Origin of the sequence: Thalassobacterium sedimentorum, assembly GCF_031127905.1 — a bacterium.
In the GTDB taxonomy this organism is placed as follows: domain Bacteria; phylum Verrucomicrobiota; class Verrucomicrobiia; order Opitutales; family Coraliomargaritaceae; genus Thalassobacterium; species Thalassobacterium sedimentorum.
Window position 1 is genome coordinate 48494 of record NZ_JARXIC010000016.1, and the last position, 17024, is coordinate 65517.

Annotated in this window: 18 protein-coding genes and 1 tRNA gene; 5 read left to right on the forward strand and 14 right to left on the reverse strand. The window is 51.4% G+C overall.

Annotated features, from left to right (window positions below):
- The first annotated feature begins 2 nt into the window (after window positions 1–2).
- Window positions 3–1298: an amidase family protein gene (locus QEH59_RS10930; RefSeq protein WP_308985410.1), complete on the forward strand. Its 1296-nt coding sequence runs from the start codon at window positions 3–5 to the stop codon at window positions 1296–1298.
- Window positions 1299–1499: 201 nt separating this feature from the next.
- Entirely contained in the window at window positions 1500–2348 is an 849-nt protein-coding gene (locus QEH59_RS10935; protein ID WP_308985411.1) for an LOG family protein, read from the forward strand.
- 1 nt (window position 2349) lies between these two features.
- Here QEH59_RS10935 and QEH59_RS10940 read toward each other — a convergent pair whose 3' ends face one another.
- From QEH59_RS10940 to rpmH, 8 genes are all read right to left on the reverse strand, one after another.
- Window positions 2350–3336 carry a KpsF/GutQ family sugar-phosphate isomerase gene (locus QEH59_RS10940; protein ID WP_308985412.1) on the reverse strand — a complete coding sequence of 329 codons (987 nt, stop codon included), beginning with the start codon at window positions 3334–3336 and terminating at the stop codon, window positions 2350–2352.
- Between the two features lie 252 nt (window positions 3337–3588).
- Window positions 3589–3843: a hypothetical protein gene (locus QEH59_RS10945; protein ID WP_308985413.1), complete on the reverse strand. Its 255-nt coding sequence runs from the start codon at window positions 3841–3843 to the stop codon at window positions 3589–3591.
- A 92-nt stretch (window positions 3844–3935) separates the two neighbouring features.
- Window positions 3936–4688, reverse strand: coding sequence for a YebC/PmpR family DNA-binding transcriptional regulator (locus tag QEH59_RS10950; protein WP_308985414.1), 753 nt, complete (start codon window positions 4686–4688; stop codon window positions 3936–3938).
- A 289-nt stretch (window positions 4689–4977) separates the two neighbouring features.
- On the reverse strand, window positions 4978–5739 hold the full coding sequence (locus tag QEH59_RS10955; RefSeq protein ID WP_308985415.1) for a PEP-CTERM sorting domain-containing protein: 762 nt from the start codon (window positions 5737–5739) through the stop codon (window positions 4978–4980).
- A gap of 259 nt (window positions 5740–5998) precedes the next feature.
- On the reverse strand, window positions 5999–7858 hold the full coding sequence (gene yidC, locus QEH59_RS10960) for a membrane protein insertase YidC (protein ID WP_308985416.1): 1860 nt from the start codon (window positions 7856–7858) through the stop codon (window positions 5999–6001).
- Window positions 7851–8189 (reverse strand): membrane protein insertion efficiency factor YidD, encoded by a 339-nt coding sequence (yidD, locus tag QEH59_RS10965; RefSeq protein ID WP_345785339.1) that lies wholly within the window; start codon window positions 8187–8189, stop codon window positions 7851–7853. The genes yidC and yidD overlap by 8 nt, the downstream gene beginning before the upstream one ends.
- On the reverse strand, window positions 8189–8524 hold the full coding sequence (gene rnpA / locus QEH59_RS10970; RefSeq protein ID WP_308985417.1) for a ribonuclease P protein component: 336 nt from the start codon (window positions 8522–8524) through the stop codon (window positions 8189–8191). Before rnpA ends, yidD begins: the two co-directional genes overlap by 1 nt.
- 69 nt (window positions 8525–8593) lie before the next feature.
- Complete coding sequence (gene rpmH, locus QEH59_RS10975) at window positions 8594–8728, reverse strand: 50S ribosomal protein L34 (protein WP_308985418.1); 135 nt, start codon at window positions 8726–8728, stop codon at window positions 8594–8596.
- A gap of 250 nt (window positions 8729–8978) precedes the next feature.
- On the opposite strand from rpmH, the gene QEH59_RS10980 reads away from it, so the two are divergent.
- Window positions 8979–10124: a type II secretion system F family protein gene (locus QEH59_RS10980; protein ID WP_308985419.1), complete on the forward strand. Its 1146-nt coding sequence runs from the start codon at window positions 8979–8981 to the stop codon at window positions 10122–10124.
- Between the two features lie 61 nt (window positions 10125–10185).
- Here QEH59_RS10980 and mnmL read toward each other — a convergent pair whose 3' ends face one another.
- The 4 genes from mnmL to QEH59_RS11000 all read right to left on the reverse strand — a co-directional run bounded on the left by mnmL (window position 10186) and on the right by QEH59_RS11000 (window position 13545).
- On the reverse strand, window positions 10186–11130 hold the full coding sequence (gene mnmL / locus QEH59_RS10985; RefSeq protein ID WP_308985420.1) for a tRNA modification radical SAM protein MnmL/YtqA: 945 nt from the start codon (window positions 11128–11130) through the stop codon (window positions 10186–10188).
- Between the two features lie 400 nt (window positions 11131–11530).
- Window positions 11531–11606: transfer RNA gene (locus QEH59_RS10990), tRNA-Ile, on the reverse strand.
- Between the two features lie 395 nt (window positions 11607–12001).
- Window positions 12002–12394, reverse strand: a complete 393-nt coding sequence (locus QEH59_RS10995; RefSeq protein WP_308985421.1) for a hypothetical protein — start codon at window positions 12392–12394, stop codon at window positions 12002–12004.
- A gap of 131 nt (window positions 12395–12525) precedes the next feature.
- A complete protein-coding gene (locus tag QEH59_RS11000) occupies window positions 12526–13545 on the reverse strand; it encodes an aspartate-semialdehyde dehydrogenase (protein ID WP_308985422.1) in 1020 nt (339 codons plus the stop codon).
- A gap of 101 nt (window positions 13546–13646) precedes the next feature.
- Between QEH59_RS11000 and QEH59_RS11005 the strand changes: the two genes are divergently transcribed.
- Window positions 13647–14084 carry a L,D-transpeptidase family protein gene (locus QEH59_RS11005; protein WP_308950566.1) on the forward strand — a complete coding sequence of 146 codons (438 nt, stop codon included), beginning with the start codon at window positions 13647–13649 and terminating at the stop codon, window positions 14082–14084.
- Window positions 14072–14404 carry a YkgJ family cysteine cluster protein gene (locus tag QEH59_RS11010; RefSeq protein ID WP_308985423.1) on the forward strand — a complete coding sequence of 111 codons (333 nt, stop codon included), beginning with the start codon at window positions 14072–14074 and terminating at the stop codon, window positions 14402–14404. Before QEH59_RS11005 ends, QEH59_RS11010 begins: the two co-directional genes overlap by 13 nt.
- 24 nt (window positions 14405–14428) lie before the next feature.
- Here the strand turns inward: QEH59_RS11010 and QEH59_RS11015 are convergent, their stop codons facing one another.
- Window positions 14429–15748, reverse strand: coding sequence for a PepSY-associated TM helix domain-containing protein (locus QEH59_RS11015; RefSeq protein ID WP_308985424.1), 1320 nt, complete (start codon window positions 15746–15748; stop codon window positions 14429–14431).
- Window positions 15749–15940: 192 nt separating this feature from the next.
- Complete coding sequence (locus QEH59_RS11020) at window positions 15941–16921, reverse strand: AraC family transcriptional regulator (RefSeq protein WP_308985425.1); 981 nt, start codon at window positions 16919–16921, stop codon at window positions 15941–15943.
- Window positions 16922–17024: the final 103 nt, after the last annotated feature.

The following is a 17024-nucleotide window of genomic DNA, read 5'->3' on the forward strand; positions in this document are numbered from 1 at the left end:
TAATGGCGAAAATTACCAACAGTTTTGCTGAATGGCGCCGTATTACACGTGGCGCCCCTGATCGACTCGTCAGTCTATTTCTAAATCGACTTGAAACATTACCTGCGGAAACCCGCCGGGCACTGCTTGCTGCAATACCGGATACAGATACTCTCTTGCAGAATAGCCAGGCGGCAAGCGAACTCAAGGACGCACCGCTTAGCGGCATCCCCTACATGCTGCAAGACCTCTTCGACATCCAAGAACTGCCAACCCGTTGCGGCGCTCCCTTCCAAGAACCCTTTGAAACGCCTCTAGAAGACAGCAGCCTATTGTACCATAAACTCACGAGCTTAGGTGCAATACTACTCGCGAAGACGGTACCCAGCGAATTTGGCATCGATCCACGCGGTCGTAATCTAAGCTTTGGCAGCTGTCCGCACGCTGATGGTTTACGCTATATTTGTGGGGGCGGCGCCGGCGCCTGCGCGCACGCAGTAAGCGCGGGATGGGTACCGATTGCCTTCGGTCTCGACAGTTCTGCAGGCATGCGCATCCCCGCAGCATTTCACGGCCTCTTTGGCTTTCGCATGGGGAATAATGTCTATGCCCGGGAAGGCGTCTTTCCCATCGTTCCATCCTTGGATTCTGTGGCTTGGATCACCGCACAGATCGAGGATCTGCAAAGCAGTATTGCTGCCATCTGCCCGACGCCCCCCACCCAACAAATTGAATCGCCACGCGGCTACCTGCTAAACGACCCCAGCATTCAGCTCGACCCAAATCTAAAAATAAACATGATGGAATTGACGCGCTATCTGGATGTCCATGATACCCCCAGGCCAAATAAAGCCCTCTGCAAAGCCTTTAAAGAATCCAGTGAAGCATTCGCCACTATAGAAAGCCGCGAACTCTACTCAATCCACCAATACTGGATCGAAGAATACCGAACCCGCTACCCAGAGCATCTGCTTCGTCGAATCGAAGCTGGCCAAATCTGCAATGCAGAAAAGGCAGATAAGGCCGCCTTAACTCAACAAAGGGTACGCGAAACAATGGTGAATTTCTTTCAAGAATATGATTATCTCATTATTCCTATAAGTGCTAGTCCCACCCCAGATCGAGCCGACTGGAGTGGCCAGATTAGCAACGACTTAATTCGGCTCAACGCCCCGACCAGCCTGAGCTTCCTACCGGCACTCATCCTCCCTTTTCCCTGCGATGAGGGCCGCCATAGTGCCGTTCAACTTCTCATCAACCCACGTAAAGTACAGCTTTGCAGTAAAATCATCGACCAAGTAAAGGGATTTTACGCTTAGCAAGCACACATTTTAAACACGATTTTCTGGGAACTCAAGTTGGCCATCTAGACACTCAACCAAGTCTGGCAAGTACATGGAGCCAGCAAGCATCCTCCAAAGTGAAAGCATGTTCCACAGTTGATAATACTCAAAGACTCCGTAGGCTAGCGCACACAGCCTAACGGCATATCCATCATTTTTCATCCACTTCCATAAGCTATGACACTCCCCCCCGAACGCTCTCGTGATGACTGGCCACAAAAGGCTTATAACAATCGTGATTTCTTAAATAGTGATCCAGCCCGCAGCATTCGCGTACTGTGCGAAATGACTGAACCAGGGCTGCGCTTTGCTAAAGAAAAAGTTGAAGACACCATCGTTCTCTTTGGCTCTGCGCGTATCAAACCGCTGGAAATAGCTGAAGAACAGTTAGCCACGGTACAAGCTAGAATCAAAAATCCCGACAAACTCACAATCGAAGAAGCGCGCAGTTTGCACCAAGCTACCTGCTCAGTACAATCTGCCCCCTATTATGAGGCTGCGGTCAAACTATCCGAATCACTCACCCAATGGTCACTCAATCTGCCGGGAGAACATCAGGACCGCTTCCTGATCTGTTCCGGTGGTGGCCCGGGAATCATGGAGGCAGCCAACCTCGGGGCACACAACGTAGGAGGCAAATCAATAGGCCTAGGCATCAGTCTTCCCTTCGAGCAAGGCGTCAATCCATACATTCCCGAAGAGCTCAAATTTGAATTTCACTATTTCTTCGTGCGCAAATATTGGTTTGTACTCTTAGCCAAAGCATTGGTCGCTTTTCCAGGAGGCTTTGGCACTATGGACGAGCTTTTTGAAACGCTCACGCTAGTCCAAACCAAAAAAATCGAAAAGCTACCGCCAATAGTACTCTTCGGAAGCGAATTCTGGAATGATGTTGTCAACTTTGACGCTCTGGTGAAATGGGGGACCATCTCTCCTGAAGACGTGGATCTTTTTAAAATCGTCGATACAGTGGAAGAAGCGCATGATTATATTGTAAACTGCCTAACCGAACGCTTCTTAACATAAACTACGAAAAACTAGGCTGATAAACATCGTGCAGTCGCAGCAAACCGATGCATCGACCACTGCCCTGATCAACCACTGGTAACACGGAGATTTGCGATGGCCGATCCTCCATCACACGCACCGCTTCACTCAAGCTCATTTCGAGGTGTGTTGAAATAGGCGCTGCGGTCATGCAATCACCCACCTTCTTTGCCAATATATCACCCTCTTCTGAAAGAATTCGTCGAATGTCACCATCAGTGAGAATTCCCTGCAATTCACCTGTTGGCGCCAACACACAGGCGGCTCCGAAGGGTGCTTGAGTCATACGAATAACGACCTCGCGCAAGGTTTCACCCACCAAGGCACAAGCCACTCGCTCGACCGGATGCATCACCTCCCCCACCGTCATCAATAAATTACGCCCCAATTGCCCACCGGGATGAAACGTAGCAAATTCCTCGGCAGTAAAATCGCGGGCCTTGACTAGGGCCGCGGCCAAGGCATCACCAATTGCCAGACTCACAGTCGAGCTGGAAGTTGGCATCAGATTGAGTGGGTCGGCTTCTTTCTCCACACTGGCATCGATCACCACGTCCGCAGCCTCTGCGATGGGCGAATCAATGTTCCCTACGATGGCAATGACCGGTGACTTAAATTTACGAAAGAAAGGTAAGAGACGCAGCACCTCCGCAGTACTACCACTTTTTGAAAGCACAATTGTGGGATCCCCGGCTTTATAAACACCCAGGTCGCCATGAATGGCTTCCGCTGCATGCAAAAAAACTGAAGGCGTACCACTACTGGAGAAAGTGGCTGCAAGCTTGGCCCCAATGTGTCCGGATTTACCAATGCCACAGATCACAAGTTTACTGGGCGCGGCCAAAATAAGGTCAACAGCGGCAGCAAACGAAGCATCTAGCCGCGCAGCGGCCATCTCAATCGCGGTCGCTTCTGCACGCATGGCATCGCGACCGGTTTCCAAGCTATTCTGATTCGAATTGGGCATGCGACAAATGTACATCGCAAAGCTCAATCGACCACACTAAAATCATCCGATAGCACGCAGCACCCCGAGCCAATGACGCCATAGAAGATCGGAACCGGCGTAAACAGACAGCAAAAAAACCGCCCCAGACCTGAGGCGGTTTTGATAAAAGACGAATCCGATTCAGAGAAAATCAAGTCTCCGAACGATTCGAATCAGCCGAGAATAGCAGTTAATAAACTGCAGCTACAAATCCGAAAGATTCAGAGGATCCTAATAATCCTTAAGTGTGACTAGGCCCCAGAGAAGTGTCACCTTATCACCATCATAATTCTTACGAGTGTAGAGCTCGTCGGTGCTAATTGCAAATGTCGTGCTACCACTAGGCTGATAGGACTCTTTTTCAACTTTGGCGATACCGAGGAGATTGGCTTCCTGGGTGCCCATTTGGGCTTTACCACCATCGCAGCCGGTAAATACCAGTGCGGCAAATGAAAGAGACAGAAGAGCGAGGATCTTGATACGCATTTTTATTTGTGGGGTTTAATTAAAAGTAATCTTTAACGTGAGTATAGTCTTTGCACTTGGCAAGTGATTTTAGAACACTCTAGCAGCATTTATTATGCATCTTCGTCATCAAGCAGGTCATCTGCAAGATCCATATTCGAATGAACGGCTTTAACATCTTCAAGGTCATCCAGTTTCTCAATTAAATGGAGCACCTTGCGAGCGGTTTCCTTATCCTCTACCGGCACCATAATATTGGGGATGTATGCGAGCTCTGAAGACTCTGTCTCAATATTCTGCTCATTGAGCGCCTGTGACAAGGAATCATAATCCACCATTGGGCAGATGACTTCAAAGTGTGTGCCTTCGTTTTTAATATCTTCGGCACCCGCCTCCAAAGCGATGTCCATCAGCGCTTCCTCACTAATCTTACTGGAGTCGATAATAATTTGCCCCTTGCGATCGAATTGGAATGCCACCGCACCGACACCAGCCAGATTGCCGGCATTCTTAGTCATGGTACTGCGCACCTCAGAAGCAGAACGATTTTTATTATCAGTGGTGATTTCTACGATAATTCCTACACCACCGGCACCGTAGCCTTCATAAACCAGCTCTTCATAGGTGACCCCTGGCAATTCGCCTGTGCCTTTTTTGATTGCGCGATCGACATTATCTAAAGGCATATTTGCCGATTTAGCCTTGGCGATCACTGTGCGCAAACGTGGATTCATTGCGGGATCTCCTCCACCTTCACGTGCTGCCAAGGTGAGATCCTTGCTGATTACACTGAAGATCTTACCGCGCTTTGCATCCGCGGCACCCTTCGCCCGTTTAATTGTAGCCCATTTACTGTGTCCTGACATAGCTGATAGAAAGTTGAATTTTGAGAATATATTTTTCTATAAGCCCGGATAAGCCCGGACCTACATGATATGATTAGTGTCTCAGCTCACGCAAAGACATTAAATAGAGCAGAAAATATGCTCTAAAACTAATATCAAGTATAGTTTAGGACCGAACCTCCAAAATCAAGGCCAATCCAGCCTCTGGGTCGGGATCCATTCTACAACCTCTGAAAGGCCAGTATGAACTGAAGTTCGCCAAACAGCAAGTAATCCATTTCAGACGCCCCCAGTCTGCAAAAAAAACAGCTTAGCGACGTCGGAGACACACAGACAGCCCAGCAAACAGCCCCAACATCAGACCCAATGCAGCCGGCTCAGGCACCACACCAAAGGCCCCGCTCATACGCGTGAATGGATCCGTCCCTCCTTGCTGCGTATAATCATTCGCCCCAAAGAAGATGTCATTGTCCCCCACCAATATGCTACTCGCGATCGCAACGGTGCCCGTCTGTGAACTATCCCAGAGCACCTCACTGGCACTCGAGATCTGCCCGCTCAAGACCCATTCGTTTGACTCTGCATAGACCATCTCCACTGAAAAATTCAATGCGCCATCAAAGCTAAAATCTTGTATAAGTGTCACATTGATATTTGAGCCGGCAACATTGGCTTCAAAAAAGATCTCATTGGTCTCTGTGACACCAGTATCCGAGTAGCGCACGGCCAAATAATCCCGGCCAACATCGCCAGTATCTTCATACCAGAAAAGTCCTCCTGTATTAGCAAAGCTGTAGGATGGCGTCAGCGTAATATCCCAACTCAGTCGCGCGCCACCTCCGGCCACACCAAAACTATTTTCCACATACACCATCGTCGTCGCCAGATTATTAAACAGCAGCTCGTCCGCACCCTCCGGCCCGCTATCGCTGGAAATATAATAATCTGTCCCCGGACTCACTGTCGGATTACTACTCATCCAAGCGCTAAGCGATAAGTCTGAAATAGTCACTACCGCAGCATTCGCCGCGGCAGCTAACAGTAAGCAAGAAAATAGATAGTATGATTTCATGAATCGATAAAATGTCTGAATTATATAAAATTAATAACTACGCCATAAAGTGAGGCGACTTTACTGCCAAAGCACACGATGGAATGAGACTCAGCTGAGCAGGACCCAAGCCATTAAAGCGCCTGAGGGACAATGCTGACCGATGAATTCACGAAAAACTCATCCGCGCAGCGAACGTGCCAAGCCTCGTTTCGCTCACTGCCTCAAAAACGAAATGAAGCAACAAGCATAAGCGATACCAACAACACCAGCTGTCCCCTTATTTACGCTTTGCTTTAGCCTTAGGTGCGCTCCCCTTGCCTTTAGTCCTGGCAGCCGACGTCGCGGTGGCCACAGCAGGCTTCAACTCCTCATCCGGCCGACTGTTAATAATCTTTTGCTGCACGATAGTGAGAATATTCTGCACCGTCCAGTAGACAACAAGGCCAGAAGCGAAATTGTATAAGAAGATCAAAAAGATAAAAGGTAGGAACTTGAAAATCTTCTGCTGCATCGGATCCGCCGTAGGCGACACAGGCATCATGCTCATTTGCAAGAACATGGTGACTCCCATAATCATAGGTAGGATGTTAATCGGGAAACCACCGATTTCAAATTGTGTGTCTGGCAACGAGAGATCATTCACCCACAGGAAAGGCTCATGTCGCAGCTCAGAAGCCGTGCGTAACATATAAAACAATCCTAGGAAAATAGGCATCTGAATCAGCATCGGCAGACAGCCAGCGACAGGATTCACCTGATGCTCTTTAAATAACTTTAGCGTCTCTTGTTGGATTTTCTGAGGATTATCCTTATACTTTTCCTTCATCTCGGCCATCGGACCTTGAATCTTAGCCATACGCTTCTGCGACTTACTAGCCTTTGCCGTCAACGGCCAGAAGAGCAATTTGATACAAATCGTCATAATTACAATGGACCAGCCCCAGCTAGGCACCACCGAATGGATCGCATACATAAAGGAAAGCAACAGCTTACTAAAGAATCCGAAGAACTTTCCGAATTGCATGACCAAGTCCTGCTGATTGCCCAGGGCCTGTAGACGTTTAAACTCCTTCGGGCCAATAAAGAACTGAAAGTCCATCGACCTTGCCTCACCCGCCGCCAAAGAGCCAACTTCATAACCGACACTGCCGGAAATCCCCGGACGCCCCGGCTGACCATCTTCGCGATCAGCAGCTGCGACCGGATAGATAAATAGATCGTCGCCTAATGTGTCGGCAGAAGAGAGCACACTGGCAAAAAACTGATTCTTAACAGAGGCCCACTCAATACGATCCTCGATTTCGAGCTGATCACTCGGCTGATTTGCCCCAATACCAAACAAGAAGCCCGGACTGCCCGTCAATTTGGTAATCGGAACGAAATCCGCATCCTTCCCGTTAAAATGCCCAACATTCAAATAATTTGCACTCTGCTTCCCCTCAGAAATAGGCCGTGCAGTGCCCAGATTGAAATAGATTGTGCGCGGGTTGATCGCCACAGCAGATTGATTCTCAAACACCGTGCTATGCTCAATCATATAGGGCTCCGCATCTGATCCAGAAGGGGCAATACGATAGCTGCGACGAATCACCATGCCCTCCCCATTATCCAACACAAAAGTAATCGAATCAGATGTTTGCTCGGCGATACTATAATCCAGCGCAAACTCACGCATGGCTCCATCGCCGGACTGGTAACTCAAGCTCAATGCAGGCAAAAAACCATCCTGATTAAAGACATAATCATCACGTTCGCCCCGCTTAGTTTGCAAGAAATCAACCGTTTTGATCGCGCCTCCACGTGTCGTGAACACAGCTTCAATGAAGTCATTGGCCAAATGAACCGTTTTTTCCTCGCGCATGGGAGCCTCGGATGCACCTGCTTCCGCGTCTTGCGCCGCCACAAAGAGGTCCGCCACCGCCACTGCAGGTTCATCAGCTTGCGAAGGTCTGCCCCCTTCGACAGCAGAGATCACAGCATCCGCCGGAGTGGTCGATTGCCCCGCAGGTGCTCCCAGCGTCTCCGCCTGTTGCAGCTGCTCAATGCGCTGTTGTTCGATTTGCTGGCTTTGCCAAAACATGAAGCCAATACCGGCCGCAATAAAGACAACGCCTAAAATTGTGTTCTTTTTATCCATCTAAATGAGTATTGAAAGGAGGTGAAATGTCGTGCCTTGACTTGCTTTTCAAGTCCGGAACAGGATCAAATCCGCCGGGATGCCATGGATGACAGCGTAAAATCCGCCGCAACCCCAGCCAGAAGCCATAGAAAAAACCGTGCCGTAGAAGTGCCTCACGGGTATAACAAGAGCAGGTCGGTTGAAAACGGCAACCACAAGAAGTGCCAAACAAAATCTGCTTAAGCGGCGAAATCAGTAATTGATACACTCGCACCAAAAATACTGCACAGCGTGATAACAGCGACGGCGGCCCAAGCAGAAGAGTACGAATCGGTTTCCAACAGCTCATTATTGCACCTCGTGTTTCTTGCGAATACTCGCACAGGCCCGCAGTAAACGCTGCTCCAAATCATCATAACTGTACCGATCAAAATGATGACGCAGCACCACCACCAGCTCACTCCCCTGCGGCAGGGCATCCGCATGCTGCCGGAAAAGCTCTCGAAAGAGGCGCTTACCGTAATTGCGCTTCACCGCATTGCCCACACGGCGGCTCGCAATAATACCCAGACGCGGCGCTACGGCCCGCTCCCCCACATGGCATTGAAAAATAAAAGGTCCGCAGTGGATACGATGACCCAGACTGCGGACTCCTTGAAATTCGCGTGGCTTACGTAAGCGCATTGAAGCCGGGATCCCCATGGCCTCTATAGAATACGCCTGCGATGATGCACCACTATATGACTAGCACGACTAAGCGGCCAGACGATGACGGCCCTTAGCGCGGCGCGCTGCCAAGACCTTGCGGCCGGAGTGTGTAGCATTACGTGCGCGGAAGCCGAATTTGCGTGCGCGACGGATTTTGGAAGGTCGATATGTTGGTTTCATAAGAAAGTGCCTCTATTTGGGAAAAGCGGGAGAGAAAAACCCCTGCCCCCGCACCTGTCAAGGCGCGATCACAGAGATTTATACCTTTATATCGCTCCTCACAACTACGCACACAGCATTCACCACAGTCAGTGCCCAAGGTATTTTCGTTAATTTTTACGCAAAAAACAGACCAGACACGCCAAGTACTTGCATCTATAGCATCTGTTAGAAAAGATTCACCGACACCACAATCACCAAACTCTCACTCATGGCTACACTCAACTCGAAGGCGACCACCAGCAACAAAAAGAAAAGAAGCTTTGCCGAAGGGCAACGACTCGCCAAACAAAAGTCCTATGAAAAGCAGGCCAAGAGGAAGAAGGTAAAACTGGTCGAACTCACTATATTCACCCAGCAACTGGCAGCCATGCTTGAGGCTGGCCTGCCCTTGGTCGGCGCACTGGAAGCCCTCGAAGAGCAAACTGAAAACCCTGTATTTCAGATCATCATCCGTAACGTCAAAAACGACGTCTCCGCCGGCCGCTCATTTTCGGAGGCCTGTGCCGTCTATCCCAGAGCCTTCCCCAACCTATTTGTCTCCATGGTAGAGGCCGGTGAAGCCAGCGGCAGCTTAGCAGAAATCCTCGAAAAGACCTCCACCTATTTTGAAGAAACCGTCAAATTGATCAAACAGGTCAAGGGTGCACTGGTCTATCCACTCGTAGTCATCGGTCTGGCCGTCGTGCTAGTGAATGTGCTATTGGTCTTCGTCATCCCGGTTTTTGCCGAAATGTTCAACGACTTTGGAGCCGAACTTCCCAAACCGACACAATTTCTAATCGGACTCAGCGACTTCCTGAAATCATATATCCTGTTACTCATCCTCGGCATCGCCGGCATTATCTGGCTGGTCAAACGTTTCGTATCCACCCCTAGAGGTAAGCGTGTCAAAGACAATCTAATCATTAAACTGCCCGTAATCGGTGAACTCACGCGCAAAGTGAACCTTTCCCGCTTCTGCCGCACCTACGCCATCTTGATGCGCTCAGGTGTCCCCATTCTCAAGACGCTTGAAATCGTCGCCACCGCATCCGGCAACACCTTCGTTGAAAATGCCTGCAAGCAAATCTCCAAGCACATCAGCGAAGGCGGGCAAGTTTCAGACGTCATTGCCTCCGACCCCTATTTCCCGCCCATGATTAAACACATGAGTCGCGCTGGCGAACAAACAGGCAATGTCGACGGCATGCTAGTCAAAGTCGCTGATTTCTATGATGCCGAAGTCGACACACTGGTAAAAGCCCTAACATCATTGATGGAGCCATTACTGATCACCTTCCTGGGTGTTGTCATCGGCGGCATCGTGATGGCCATGTTCTTGCCAATCTTCCAACTATCCAACGTGGTCGGTTAAGGCACACACACACATCGCAGTTAGCAAGGCCTCAGGCTTCCATCAAGTACGTCGAGGACCGCTACCGGAAGGCACATAAGCGCCCCTGCCACGTATTCTCGCGTTCCAACAAGCGCTCGAATTGCTGCAACAATTGATCATTGCGTAAATTCCAGCGAATAGGAGTCACATCCAGCTCGGGTGGCGCTTCAGCAAAGAAGCGCTCAATCACAATGCGCGGATCCAAGCGCTCAATAAAGCGACACATTAATTCTAAATACGCCTGCAACTGGTAAAAATGAAAATCCTCAGGGTGGCGTTCGTAATCAGTCACCATCGCGGTGCCCCGGATCAACTGCAATTGATGAAACTTAATCGTATTCAGCGGCAAGCGCGACAGCATTTGCGCCTGCGCCAACAGCATGTCCTGCGACTCCCCAGGCAGACCAAAAATTAAATGAGTCCCCACATGTATCCCTCGCGCCGCGGCCAGGTGAATAGCATCCACCGCCTGTGCGTATGAGTGCCCGCGATTGATGCGCTTCAAAGTGGCATCATAGCAAGACTCGATGCCAATTTCTAAAACAACATACTTGGTCTCAGCCAGCTGACGAAAATAATCCAACTTCTCTAGATCCAAACAATCCGGACGCGTGCCAATGACCAAACCAATCACCCCCGGCACCGCCAAGGCCTCCTCATAAATCCGCTTCAACTGCGCGAGCGGCGCATGCGTATTGCTATAAGCTTGGAAGTAAGCCAAATAACGTCCTGGATCATGATAGCGTTTACGATGAAACCGCATGCCCACCCCAATCTGCTCCCTCACACTCACCTCTGGACGACAGTATGACGGATTAAAGGCCTCATTATCACAAAAGGTGCAACCACCATACGCAACCGTGCCATCTCGATTCGGACAATCAAAACCTGCATCGATTGAGACCTTCTGCACCCGTTGGCCAAAGGTCTGCTTAAAATACTGCGGATACGCATTAAATCGCCGCTCATGCTGCCAAGGATACATCACTCAAATCAGCAACGAGCGAGTCACCATCGCAAGCAATTTTCTTTCGCTGCGCTCAAGCATACGCACTGCTTACACCCACGATAATTCACAATTCGGATGTAGCTAGCGCCTAGAAATACTTAGCTGCAAATGCTCGGCCAGATCCGGACTTCAAGTAACCAGGGACGACATTTTGATGTCGTGCGGAACATCCCACTTCGCGGGTTCTTCACCCCAAAACTCGCTACGCTCGCAAATGGCACTCCTTCGGAGTGGTGGGCCCGGTGGGGTTGGTGCTTTAGGCATCGCTACGCGACCAGCGCAAGCGCTGCCCCATCTCCGCTTCGCTCCGTCAAACCCACTTCGCGGGTTCTTCACCCCAAAACTCGCTACGCTCGTAAATGGCACTCCTTCGGAGTGGTGGGCCCGGTGGGGTTCGAACCCACGACCAAGGGATTATGAGTCCCCTGCTCTAACCGCTGAGCTACAGGCCCTAAATGATTGAGTGTCGCAAAAAATCAACTCTGCCAACACACAGCAAGCCTTGATTCTCAAAAATCACCACCTGCTACGACAAATACAAATTAAAGCAATCGTCTCATCATAGGCTCGCTGTGACAGATTTAAAATCATTCGAACGTGATACTTAGCCCATAATATGTAGCTAGAGCGTTCAACAGTTCAGGCAAACGGATGCCTTTTATCCCTAATGAATTCAGATCTGCCGAATACTCGCGGAAACTTTACAACGCTCATCACACTCTATTACTGTAAAAAGCCTATAGATATCATTCTGATAGTATCAGGTAAGACTGACGACTTTAGTCGTTGTTTCAAACGCATGAATTCAGGCTCATACTTAAAGCTCTCGAAAAGCCCTGCCCCGCAACTACCAACCTAAAATAAATACTGCCGTCCATAAAAGCGTGCGCGGCCAATTGGTCCAGATCAGCCGCCGGCGCTTGATTTGCGTCGGATCACCTTGATCGATCTGGCGGTGTAGCGGCACGGATACAAAAAAGGACAGCCCCCAGCATGTCATGACCAGCATCAAGACCAGCCAGCTCAAGACGGTGCCGAACGCCCACACCGCCCAAGCGGCACAAATGAGTTGCAAGATCATCAACGGAGCGATGATCCAGGTGAAACGAAAGACATAAGTCTTATGCCAATCGATCATCGACGCCCCCTCCATGTGCAAGAAGCTCGGATAAATGATGCACTGCACCAGCCACAGTATCACACAAATGCCGAAATCGAGGAGTGTGTGGAGTTCGGACATAAGAGCGAAATTGTGGATTGAATTCGAAACGAACGTAGCAGGGTTGGCTCTGCCGCCCTGCCCTGCCTCGTACGGAGCGAAGACGACGCGTCTAGACTCGGCGATCGGGCGGCGGAGCCAACCCGACTACGTTAGGCTGCTCCGAGCTTCCCCTTTTTGTGCAGGAGCTCGGCGATTTGAATGGCGTTGAGGGCAGCGCCCTTCCAGAGCTGGTCGCCAGTCACCCAAAGCGCGAGGCCGTTTTCGAATACCAGATCTTTGCGGATGCGGCCGACGCCACAAGGCACCACCTCGGAGTAGTTGAGCGGCATCGGATATTCGGCGTTCGCGGGATTGTCCACCAGCTCGGCGCCTTCGAAATTACGCACGGCTTCGCGCGCGGCTTCAACAGTAACGGGCTTTTCAAATTCAGCACTGATCGAGATCGAGTGGGCACGGAAAACGGGCACACGCACACAGGTGCAAGTCACGCGGAGATCGTCGATCCCCATGATCTTGCGGCCCTCGTTGAGCATCTTCATCTCTTCCTTGGTGTAGCCGTCGTCAAGAAATTTGTCGACGTGAGGAATGAGATTGAAGGCGATCTGATGCGGATACACTTCTTGCTTCATCTCACCCCCTTCAGCCCAAGCGTGGGCCTGTTGATCGAGTTCGATCAAGCCGCCGGCGCCACTGCCAGAAACGGCTTGATAAGTGGAGGCGATAAAAGACTTCAGGCCGAAGGCTTTGTGCAGCGGATAGAGCCCCATCAACGAGATCGCTGTCGAGCAATTCGGGTTGGCCAAAATGCCTTGGTGATTGTCGACCGAGTCGGGATTGATCTCGGGAATGACCAGTGGCACGTTCGGGTCCTGGCGGAAGGCGGAGCTGTTATCGACGACGATACAACCGCGCTTGACGGCCTCGGCAGCGAAGAGCTTGGACTGGTCGCCCCCGGCGCTAAAGATGCAGACGTCCAGCCCTGCGAAGCTCTCTGGAGTCGCTTCTTGAATCGTCCAGGATTTGTCGCCAAACGATTGTGTCTTGCCCGCGGAGCGTGCCGATGCGAGCAAACGAAGTTCCGCGATGGGGAACTCACGCTCGTGAAGGAGACGAATGATTTCTTGACCGACTGCACCAGTCGCTCCGAGGATGCCTACGTTATATGCCATTTGATTTAATAGAGGAAAGCGCGCGTGTAAAACAAAGCTGTGAGGCCTTGTCAATAACACCTACAGATCGCTGCTTGCTGGTTTCAATTGCCGACCAAACAATGGTCGTTCTGGAAAATAGCAAGCTAGTGAAAGAATATACAGTCTCAACCTCAAAAAATCCGCCCTCTTGTGTGGCAGATTCTTTTGGCACTCCCTCGGGACTCCACACCATCGCCGACAAGATTGGAGCCGATGCGCCGGAAGGCATGGTCTTTAAGGGACGGGTAGCGACGGGAGAACTTTACACCGAGGTCTCCGAGGAAGATGCCGCGCGCAGCCTGATCACCAGTCGTATCCTACGCATGCGCGGTCTGGAGCCGGGCAAAAACAGCGGCCCCGGCTGCGACACCTACGATCGCTACGTGTATATTCACGGCACCAACAAAGAAGAACTGATCGGACAACCCGCCAGCGCGGGCTGCGTGCAGCTGCGCAATCGCGAAATGATCGAGCTCTTTGAGCGAGTCGAGGCAGGCGATCTCGTTTGGATACGCTAATGCCGCGCCTGGAATACGACTGTGAAAACTGCGGCGCCTGCTGCCGCTGCTTTCCGATTTTTGCCAGCGAGACCGATGCCGAGCGCGAACCCGCGATCCGGCGTGAGACTCGACAACTGGAGTCCCACCTGGCCACCCAGGACAAAGCTTACCAAATGCACCCGCTCCCCTTTTTGGAGAGCTGTGCGTTTTTAAAAGAAGACCAGCTGTGCCGCATATACGCCACCCGCCCGGCAGTCTGTAGGCGGTTTGAAGCCGGCAGTGCTCAATGCATCGAGGCACGGGAGCGGATGGGAATCGGACGCCAAGACGGATCTTAGCCAGTGAGCATTGCCCTCCACGAATCAACTCGCTGTCTTTTTACGGCGGCTGCTCATCAAGCGGCGGTAGCTCAAAGCGAAGCCGGAATAAACAAGGATCAGCCCGGCGAAACAGCCAAGAAAGGCGATAATTTTACCTGGCAACAGCCCGGCCTCGCCGGTGTGAATGTAGCGCAAGGAACTGTGTAATTTCTCACGAAGGCTGAGATCTGAGGGCTGACGCTGAGCCGTGATCACCCCCGAATGCAGATCGACCAAGAGCTCGGAAGGGCGGTTATACGGAAACCATTGTCCCGCCTCTTGCACTAAAACCACAGCAGGATCGACGCTGGGACCACGTCGTCCGCCGCCCTGAGCCGCGCCGGGACCACTGCCGGCGACGATAGCACCGCCGGGACCACTGCCATCGCCTGCACCCTGGCCACCGGTTCCACCACCTGGCGCCAGTCCAGAGCCGCGGCCGGCTCCAGATCCAATACCGCGCCCCGCAGCGCGTCGTCCACGGCTCGCGCTGCTGACAATCGGCATAGTGATTTCTTCCCAATCGGCACTCCATGCGCTAGCGACATCGAAACGGGCCTGCATGCTGAGCGGCGCACCACTCGTTGCCGCCGCGGCTCCCCTGGCCACCAGCTGCGTCCCCGGACGTGGCGCAGAAGGCCCCAAGAGCCCCCGAGCTCCCGCCTTGGCCCAATCATAATAGAAATACGCACCGGTCAAAATCATCAGAATGAGCGGAATCAGCGCCCAGAAACCAAAAACGTTGTGCCAATTAAAATCACGCGCCTTGCCTTTAGCGCCGCGCTTGAGCATCAGCACAGCACGAAAGGCCTTCCAACGCCACACGCGTGGGAACCACAGATACAGGCCACTCAAGCAAAGAAAGAGAAAGCCCAGGTTGGCGACATTGGTGATCATACGCCCGGTATCACGCGAGTCACCCTGCAAAACCAACCAACGGTGCAGTTCGAAATTAAAAAAGAAAAAATCGCGCAATCCCTGCGCTTCGCTTTGCCAAATCTCTCCCGTATAAGGATTGAGATAGCGAAAGTCGCGGCGTCCGATGTTCAAGCGCCAAGCAGTGCTCGGCTCGGAGGCAATCACGATCTGCGAAAATATCGCATCCGGCTCAGCCTCTTGGGCCATACGCACCAACTCGTCGATCGCCTTGCGCTCCGCTGCGGCAGCAAGCTCCAGAATGACTGAGTCTTTTTCAGCCGCTGCGATAAAATCGTCCTCAAAAGCGAGCACAGCCCCAGTCAGGCAAAGTAATCCGATAATAAGCCCAGCAACAACTCCGACACAGAGATGCACCCGAAAGACTACTTTACGAAAGCGTTTCATGAAAAATAAAATGCGCATCAGTAACAAACGCATACACGACTCCGCAGGGTATGCAGAATTCTGATGCACCCGATACATTAGCTAAAATTTCTATAAGAGACTCAATGCAAATCCCCGATCAGTCGCCTCACAGCCACGAGTATAAGCAAGTCTAGTCTGCTCATAACTACGAAATCCAAATTTGCCTGAGCCTCACCGCTTGCGATGCAAACATTGATATGCTTTGGGCAAGAGACCGTGCCGCATTTTAAATGCACGGGCAAAATGACTGGCGTTAGAATATCCGACCTCATTGGCCACTTGTATCACACTAAAGCGATCCTCTTTCAACAAATGAGCGGCATGATCCATACGCAGTTCACGCAGATAACCGAAGGTAGTCTTACCGTATAGTAGCTTAAAAGCAGATTTCAGCTTATGCTCATTTAAGCTGGAGATCTGACACAACTCATCGAGAGAGTACTCGTATCCAGGCTCAGCACGCATTTGCTGGCACAGGCGTTCGACAGCATCACGGTCGTCTGCATTCAGTGCAGAAGCAGTCTGCTCTAAGACTGGCTCACCTTGACTGAGTAACTCGGCAATCCATGCAAGAGTATTGGATTCAATCTGGAGCCGTCGCTTCAAACCAGAGCTTTCGTGCGCGGCCACCTGCCGAGCAAGTGCAAATGTACTCACCCCCATCGGCCCTCCGGCCAATTCAAGCTGCACCTCGGATGCAACCCAATGCTGCAACTGCGCTCCCACCTCCCCTGGTGGACACAGTTCTGACAATTGACGAGCCATCGCCTGAGAGCAAATACAGAGCCCCATGGCCACCCCATCCGCATCGGTCCGATCAATCGCAAATGCACGACGTGGCATGGTAAACCATTGTCCTGCTTCAATTTTCTCCACAGCTCCATCAGGAGTCGCCCACTTGGCCCAACCCCGCGTCACATAACCGATTACCAAATACGCCCCCGCCAAATCAATTCGGCACTGGCTCGGTCCATTCAAGCGACATTCTGCATAGATGTAATCAAGCCCAGGCCGCAACTGAAACCATTCCGCATGTCCATACAACTCCTGCCCTTCCCAGTCCCAGCGTTGAGGTGGCAGAAAAGGACAAGCCGGCACCGCAGCCGCCTCCCGCACTTCGCTCAAAAATATGCCTGATTGCTGCGCTTGCATCAGTATTTGCGAACCGCCTCACCCAAGCCCAAGCACTTTAAATTCAAAAAGACACAACAGATGCAAAAACATCCATAGAAACCGTAGCGTGTAGCAGCATAGC